This window comes from Collinsella sp. CM84Y_54 (assembly GCF_036317945.1).
Classification (GTDB): Bacteria; Actinomycetota; Coriobacteriia; order Coriobacteriales; family Coriobacteriaceae; genus Collinsella.
In genome coordinates this window covers 416117-423952 of record NZ_JAWQCX010000003.1, presented here as the reverse complement: position 1 = coordinate 423952, position 7836 = coordinate 416117, and the positions used below count along the sequence as shown (strand labels likewise).

General features: G+C 57.5%; 8 protein-coding genes and 1 tRNA gene. 1 reads left to right on the top strand and 8 read right to left on the bottom strand.

Annotated features, from left to right (window positions below):
- Positions 1-279: hypothetical protein (locus V2391_RS07035; protein WP_329738762.1), on the top strand; the 279-nt coding region annotated here is incomplete at its 5' end.
- A 104-nt stretch (positions 280-383) separates the two neighbouring features.
- On the opposite strand, the gene rplT is transcribed toward V2391_RS07035, so the two are convergent.
- The 8 genes from rplT to V2391_RS06995 form a co-directional block, all read right to left on the bottom strand.
- Positions 384-743, bottom strand: a complete 360-nt coding sequence (gene rplT / locus V2391_RS07030; RefSeq protein WP_022094123.1) for a 50S ribosomal protein L20 — start codon at positions 741-743, stop codon at positions 384-386.
- Positions 744-789: 46 nt separating this feature from the next.
- The gene (rpmI, locus tag V2391_RS07025) at positions 790-981 is read right to left on the bottom strand and encodes a 50S ribosomal protein L35 (RefSeq protein ID WP_006234422.1); all 192 of its coding nucleotides are present in this window, start codon (positions 979-981) and stop codon (positions 790-792) included.
- Positions 982-1013: 32 nt separating this feature from the next.
- On the bottom strand, positions 1014-1583 hold the full coding sequence (gene infC, locus V2391_RS07020; protein WP_329738761.1) for a translation initiation factor IF-3: 570 nt from the start codon (positions 1581-1583) through the stop codon (positions 1014-1016).
- A 248-nt stretch (positions 1584-1831) separates the two neighbouring features.
- Positions 1832-1918: transfer RNA gene (locus V2391_RS07015), tRNA-Leu, on the bottom strand.
- Positions 1919-1957: 39 nt separating this feature from the next.
- Complete coding sequence (locus tag V2391_RS07010; RefSeq protein ID WP_329738760.1) at positions 1958-3391, bottom strand: transglutaminase-like domain-containing protein; 1434 nt, start codon at positions 3389-3391, stop codon at positions 1958-1960.
- Positions 3392-3642: 251 nt separating this feature from the next.
- Complete coding sequence (gene fba / locus V2391_RS07005; RefSeq protein ID WP_006234429.1) at positions 3643-4509, bottom strand: class II fructose-1,6-bisphosphate aldolase; 867 nt, start codon at positions 4507-4509, stop codon at positions 3643-3645.
- A 195-nt stretch (positions 4510-4704) separates the two neighbouring features.
- The gene (locus tag V2391_RS07000) at positions 4705-5388 is read right to left on the bottom strand and encodes an MBL fold metallo-hydrolase (protein WP_329738759.1); all 684 of its coding nucleotides are present in this window, start codon (positions 5386-5388) and stop codon (positions 4705-4707) included.
- A gap of 86 nt (positions 5389-5474) precedes the next feature.
- Positions 5475-7835: a RelA/SpoT family protein gene (locus tag V2391_RS06995; RefSeq protein WP_329738758.1), complete on the bottom strand. Its 2361-nt coding sequence runs from the start codon at positions 7833-7835 to the stop codon at positions 5475-5477.
- Position 7836: the final 1 nt, after the last annotated feature.

Genomic DNA, 7836 nt, shown 5'->3' with positions numbered 1-7836 from the left:
TTCGATGTCTGCCCGGATGCGACACTTGAAGTGTCCATCCTCGCAGTATCCGGTTCTCAAGGTGCACGCCTGCGCGGCTCATCCGGTCCGACCGGGCCGCGCGGCAAGGAGATATATTGCCAGACCGCGAAGCCGAGTGGGACGTCAATTCCACTCTTCACAAGTCCTACACAACATATCGCTTCCTATATAAGTAATAGAAAGGCTGGTGCAGAAATACTGCACGTATCAGATGATGACCCTTCGGTTAGGAGATATATACAGATCGGTCACCTGTAAGTGTCTATCTACCCGCGCTTTTACAATATAAACCAGCGCTTTCGATAAAAAAGAGGGAGTGCCGCGCACAGTGCGACACTCCCCTAGCGATTCAACAGAATCTATTAGGCCTCGAGAGCCTTCTTGGCAATGGCAGCCAGCTCGTTGAAGGACTCGATGTCCTCGTAAGCCATCTGAGCCAGGACCTTGCGGTCGAGCTCGATACCGGCAACCTTCAGGCCGTGCATGAACTGAGAGTAAGAGATGTCGTTCAGGCGAGCGGCAGCGTTGATGCGGGTGATCCAGAGAGAGCGAATCTCGCGCTTCTTGTTGCGACGGTCACGATACTGATACTGCAGGGAGTGCTGGACCTGCTCTTTAGCATGCTTGTAAGTACGCGAAGCGGCACCGTAGTAACCCTTCGCACGGTGCATAACGGTACGGCGCTTCTTCTTGGCGGCAACAGCGCGCTTAATACGTGCCATGTTCTATCAACTCCTAGACGGTTAAACGAAAAACGGGAACGCGAACTTAGGCGAGACGCGACTTGATGACCTTGCGGTCGGCAGCGGCGATCTCGGTCTCCTGACGGAAGCCACGCTTACGCTTGGTGGACTTCTTGCTCAGGATGTGGCTCTTGAAAGCCTTGGCGCGCATAAGCTTGCCGGTACCAGTCTTGCGGAAACGCTTCTTGGTGCCGCTGTGGGACTTCATCTTAGGCATGAAATACTCCTTAATCGGTTACAGAACACTAGTTACTTGGTATCGCTTGCCGCTTTATTCTCATCGAAGGCGCCCTTAATCGGGGCGAGCAGCATAAGCATGTTACGGCCTTCCATCTTAGGCTTGGACTCGACCGTAGCGTAAGGCTTGAGATCCTCGGCGAGACGCTCGAGAACGTTAAGACCCTGCTCCGGGTGAGCCATCTCACGGCCGCGGAACATGATGGTGATCTTAACGCGTGCGCCCTTCTTGAGGAAACGTAGAACGTGGCCCTTCTTGGTCTCGTAATCGCCAACGTCGATCTTGGGTCGGAACTTCATTTCCTTGACCTCGACCTTAGACTGGTTCTTACGAGCGGCCTTGGCCTTCATGGCCTGCTGGTACTTGAACTTACCGTAGTCCATGACCTTGCAAACCGGCGGCTCCGCGTTGGGAGCGATCTCGACCAGGTCGAGACCCTGATCGTCAGCGACGCGCTGGGCATCGCGGATGGCGAACAGGCCGAGCTGAGAGCCATCGACGCCAATCAAACGGCACGAAGATGCAGTGATCTCGTCGTTGATGCGGGTGTCATCAGACTTAGCTATTTTCCCTACCTCCATTCATAAAAAAATAACCCGGCGCTTCTTTGCAACCAGGTCGTACACATAGACATCCTCGATACGAGGAAGGGAATCTAAGTTGTATGACCAGTCAGCTGCTCATTGGCGCCAAAAGGTGGGAACCCTCGGGTTCCTCTTTAGGGCATTGCGGGAACAACGCCTTGCGAATAATAACACGCGCAGCGCGTTATCACATTACGTACACGAAAAAGGGGGTCTTGACCCCCTTGAACGCTCAGCTGCATGTATGGTGCCCGAGGCGAGACTCGAACTCGCACGTTGTTGCCAACGGTGGATTTTGAGTCCACTGCGTCTGCCAATTCCGCCACTCGGGCACGTAATGCGTGAGTTAGTTTATCACAGCTTTCTGCCGATTAGTCCGAAAATGGAACTTCGAGCATTTCGATGAGTTCGACCGTGCGGAGCATCTCGCGCTGACGACATCCGCGACCGTCGACCGAAGCCTCACCCATCTGGTTATCGTAGGGGTCCTCGCGCATGCCATTAAAGACAGGTTCAAACCCCGCCTGGAACCGACAGTTTGCCACCATGCGCCACGGATCGAGGTTGCCAAAGTAGTGGCGGCGGCGCCATTCCTCCCCCATCCTGCGAGCAGAAGATCCAAATGACACGTCGGCGTTGAGCCAACCGGTCTGCGGCGTATAGAACTCAGCCCAATCGTGCGGCCCCACCGAATCGGGCGCAACATACAGGCCGCTCTGCCAACGGGCAGGAACGCCCGCAATGCGGCACATGGTGATAAACGTGAGCGCCATAACACCGCAATCGCCGCGGAGCGAGTGTGCACAGTCATCGGCAATAGATCCCAAAAGCAGGTACGGTGGCTGATAGCGATAGTCGATATGCTGTGTCAGGTAATCATAGATAGCACGAGCGCAATCGAGCGGATCCTCGAGCCCGTCAATAACACGCTCCGTCAGCTGTCGCAGGTACGGCGTAAACGCAATGTGCGGACGGTCCTCGGAGGTGTCCTCGGGCAGGGGCGCGTCCATACACGGATGCGCCGGAAGCGCACCCCCATAGATATCGCGATAAGCGGCATCGATTTGATAGCGATAGGTCACCGAGAATGAATGTTTAGTCGAAGATGTCCAAGAGGCAGTACGAGCCGAAGCGTCTTCAGAGGCAACGGTACCCTCCGACGTCATATCGAGAACCTCGATATGAGACTGTTGACGACAGGTGGCGGCAACGGGTAGCCACGCGCGAACAGCCTCTCCCTCCAGAGCCCCGGGGACAGACACGGATGCCTTAAGCGTAATAGTGCGAGACAGCCCGCCCTGCGACTCCATCTCCTCGAGCATCTGGTTGCGCAGTGCAATTCCATCCGCAGAATCGGGACGCAGGCCCGGAACCTCCTTGGGATACACGCGCAAAGAATCAAGGAAGTTGTCAAGAACGAACAGTTCGCCATCGATAAAGCGCCAATCGATACGTTTGCGCTCAATCAGGTCGTCAAACTGCTCATCGGTAAACTCAGGCCACTCCTCGCGGATCATCTCGATAGCCCGATCACGCGACACCGAAAAATGAAGCGGCGTCTCGATCATACGATACCGCTCGGCGCGAACGCAGGCAGCAAGCGAGGAATCAAGATCTTGGGCAAGCAGGCGATCGCAAGCCTCAATAGCCTGCGAAAGATACCCTGCATCCTTTAAACGCAGGATCTCGGGCGGCAGTCCAATATCGAGATGGCGAAAGTCATCACAGCAAACATCAACCAAGCACCCAACCGGCCCCTCGGCAATAACCTTCCCATCAGCAGGCGACACGTTAATTACAGCCATACCAAAACTCCAAGTCACTAGAACCCTTGAAGCCCATTGTACCGAGATAAAAAGAAAGCCCCAACAAAGGAGCCATCAACACCGCCGAACGGTAGTCAAATAAATAATTCAGCCCAGTAACCCTGCGGCGTTAAACAAAGGAAGCCCCGTCCCCCGGAACTGTTTCCTTGGCGCGACTTCTGGCGAAGCCAGGTGAGCGCAAAGGAAACAGTGTAGGGGGACGGGGCTTCCGGCGGGTAGTTTAGCGACGCTTACGCCTTGTTGACGGAGCCAAACTCCTCCATGAGCTCCTTGGTGCGAGCAACGATGTTGTCGCGACCAGGCTTAAGAAGCTTGCGGGGGTCGAAACCCTTGCCCTGCTGATCCTTGCCAGCCTCGATGTACTCGCGGACACCCTTGGCGAAGACGAGCTGCAGGTCGGTGTTGACGTTGATCTTGGAGATGCCCAGGGAGATGGCCTTCTTGATCTGATCCTCGGGGATGCCGGTACCACCGTGCAGAACGAGGGGCAGGTCGCCGGTCTGAGCCTTGATCTCGCCCAGACGCTCGAAGGAAAGGCCAGCCCAGTCGGCGGGATACACGCCGTGGATGTTGCCGATGCCGCAGGCGAGGAAGTCGACGCCCAGGTCAGCGATCTGCTTGCACTCAGCAGGATCAGCGAGCTCACCGTTGGAGGTCACGCCGTCCTCGGTGCCGCCGATGCCGCCGACCTCGGCCTCGATGGACATGCCCTTGGAGTGGGCAAGCTCAACGAGCTCCTTGGTGCGGTCGAGGTTAAGCTGGAAGGTCTCCTCGTGAGAGCCGTCATACATGATGGACGTGAAGCCGGCCTCGATGCACTTGAAGCAGTCCTCGTAAGAACCGTGATCGAGGTGAAGGGCGACGGGAACGGTAACGCCCGTGGCCTCGACGGCAGCCTTGACCATGTCGGCGCAGACCTTGAAACCGCCCATCCACTTAGCGGCACCAGCGGTGCACTGAAGGATCAGCGGAGACTTGGCCTCCTCGGCGGCCTGGAGAATAGCCAGGGTCCACTCGAGGTTGTTGGTGTTGAAGGCACCGAGAGCGTACTTGCCGGCCTCGGCCTTCTTGAGCATGTCTGCTGCGTTGACGAGCATAAAAGAAACCTCCTGTAAGGTTGCTCCGATAACGCCTGAGATTTTACCACGGCGTACCCGAGCATAAACGTTCGTTTGTTCAGGAATATCGTCCAAACAGACTTTTTTTGACCGTTTGCCCTACGGAATCGACCCGTTGGGGAAAAATAGCTTGACGTCTGGACGCTTCTCGTGCTTCAGAAGCTGACTATAAAGCTACACCTGCATGAAAGGGTTCTGCATGAGCTCGCGTGCCATGGTGGTCGAATCGCCATGGCCGGTTAGGCAAACGGTATCGGGCGGGAGAAGCCGGGCGAGCTTGGAAAGCGAGCGCAGAATCGCCGCCTCGTCTCCGCCGGAAAGATCGGTACGGCCGTGGCTGCCGGGAAAGAGCGTGTCCCCCACGAAAGCGATATTTCCCTGCTCTGTTGCGGCGAATAGGACGATGCCGCCCGGCGTATGCCCGGGCACCTCGATAACCTGCAGATAAATGTCGCCTAGCTCAATGGTATCGCCCTCGGCAAGCAGCCGCGTCGGCTCGCCCGGATCGGGCGTATCGATACCCCACATCGCTCGCTGTTCCTCGATATTCTCATGCGGCACAGCTGCGTCCTTGCCGCATAGCTCGTACAGGGCGTTAGCGCCGACGGCGGCACAAACTCCAGCGACACCGCCAACATGATCGGCATGACCGTGCGTACATACGGAACCGAGCACACGCACGCCAGGGTGTTCGGCTCGGATATGCGCAACGAGGCTCTCACCTTCCCAAGCGGGATCGATAATCAGGCATTCGCCACTCGAAATCACGGCGTAGCTGTTGGTCTGAATGGGGCCGTTTACAAGCGTCTCAATCGAAGCCGTACCCCGAGGGGTTAAATCCAAAGCCGTAGCGTCCATGCGTGCGCCCTCCTTCTATAAACGTCGAGGCATCAAACGATGCCTCGAACGCAGCCAATATCATTACTGTCGCGTGTTCGTCGCGCCTATACGCGACGCTTGAGCTGAGCCCCGCCCTCGCCAGGCATCAAGCGGCGTGCATCGTAGACCGAGTCGACGCTGCTAATCGATGCCAGTAGCGGATCCAGGCCACTCGCATCCGAAATCTCGACCATAAAACGCAGGGTCGCAATGCCCTCGCGGTTGGTCGAGGTAGCGGCGGAAAGGATATTGCCGCCCGCATCGCCAATGGCGATGGTGACGTCCTTGAGCAGGCCCATACGATCCAGGCACTCGACCACAATCTCGACCTGGAAAAGCGTATCGGCGGCGCCATCCCACTCCACGTCAATCATGCGCTCGGGATGCTCCATGAGACCCTTGACGTTGGGGCAGTTGGCACGATGCACCGAGACGCCTCGGCCGCGCGTGATAAAGCCAACAATATCGTCGCCCGTCACCGGATTGCAGCAATGCGCTAGACGAACCAGCAGGCCGCTGTTGCTTTCGCCCTTGACGATAATGCCGTTGCTCGCGCTCTTGCCACGCTTTTGCGGCTTGCGGTTGGAGCCGCGGGCGGGCTGCTTGACGACCTCGGCGATGGCTTCGGCCTTGGTGAGCTGTTCCTCGGGTTTGGGGTCCAAGATTTGCTCGACCTTATTGCCCACGGCACGTGGGGCGACTTTGCCCGCACCAACGGCGGCGAACAGGTCCTCGAGCTGCTTGTAGTTAAACTGCTCCGCCACGGCATTAAGCGCGCGCGTGGATCGCGGCGTAGAGATGCCATACCCGCGCTTGCGCAGGTCCTTGGCCAGTATATCGCGGCCGGCCGCAGCGTCATCGTCTTTGGTCGCGGCGGCGAAGTAGCGGCGAATCTTTGACTTGGCCGAAGGCGTCTTGACGATCTTGAGCCAATCGCGCGACGGCTTGGAGCTCTTGTTAGTCAGAATCTCGACACGGTCACCCGTCTTGATTTCGTGCGTGAGCGGCGCCACCGCACCGTTAATCTTGGCGCCGACGCAGTGGTTGCCGACCTCGGTATGAACGGCGTAGGCAAAGTCGAGCGGTGTAGAGCCGGCACGAAGCGCCATGACCTCACCCTTGGGTGTAAAGACAAAAATCTCCTGGTCAAACAAGTCGACCTTCAGTGAGTGCAGGTATTCCTTGGCATCGGTGATCTCGTCAGACGCCGCCCAGTCGAGTGAGTGCTTGAGCCAGTTAATCTGATCGTCCAGACGCTGCGCATCGTTGGTCTTGGAGGCAGACGATCCGCCCGACTTCTTGTACAGCCAGTGGGCGGCGATGCCGTACTCGGCCTGCTCATGCATCTCATAGGTTCGAATCTGAATCTCGAGCGGGCGGGCCGTGGGGCCGATAACCGTCGTATGGAGCGACTGGTAGTTATTGACCTTGGGCATAGCGATATAGTCTTTAAAGCGACCGGGCATGGGGTGCCACAGCGTATGCACCGCGCCGAGCGCGGAGTAGCAATCGCGCACCGAATGCGTGATGACGCGCAGTGCCACCAGGTCGTAGATCTCGGAGAATTCCTTGCCCTTGCGCTTCATCTTTTGGTAGATGGACCAATAGTGCTTGGAACGGCCGTTGATCTGAAAGTCCTCCAGGCCAATGCGGTTGAGCTCGTCGGTGAGCGTCTTGATAGTCTCGGCCAGATAACGCTCGCGAACCTCGCGCGACTCGGCTACCATGCGCGAGATGCGCTGGTAGGCATCGGGCTCCAAGTAGAAAAAGGACAGGTCCTCGAGCTCCCACTTGATTGAGCTCATGCCCAGGCGGTCGGCCAGAGGCGCGTACACGTCCATGGTCTCGCGCGCCTTAAACAGGCGGCGATCCTCGCGCAGGGCGGCAAGCGTGCGCATGTTATGCAGGCGGTCGGCGAGCTTAACGATGATGACGCGGATGTCCTTGGACATGGCGAGGAACATCTTGCGCAGCGTAAGCGCCTGCTTCTCGTCCATGCTGTCGACTTCGATGTTGGTGAGCTTGGTCACGCCATCGACAAGCTCGGCCACCGTATCGCCAAATAGGCCGGAAACATCGGTGAGCGAGGTCTCGGTATCCTCGACGGTATCGTGCAGCAGCGCGGCGCACACCACATCGCAGTCCATCTTGAGATCGGCCAAAATGATGGCAACCTCGACGGGATGGTTGATGTACATCTCACCCGAGCGCCGCTTTTGGTTGCAGTGCTTCTCGGCAGCAAAGCAGTAGGCTTGCTCCACCTTGGAGAAGTCGTCCTCATTCATATATTTGAGGCACAGACGCTCCAGCTTGTCGTAGCTGTCCGCCATAATCTCGGGCGGCAGCTCATCGGCATGCTTATAGTGCTCCATCTCCGAAAACGGCTGGAGGGTGGAATCATGGGCGGTACGGGCTGCGGCATCCATC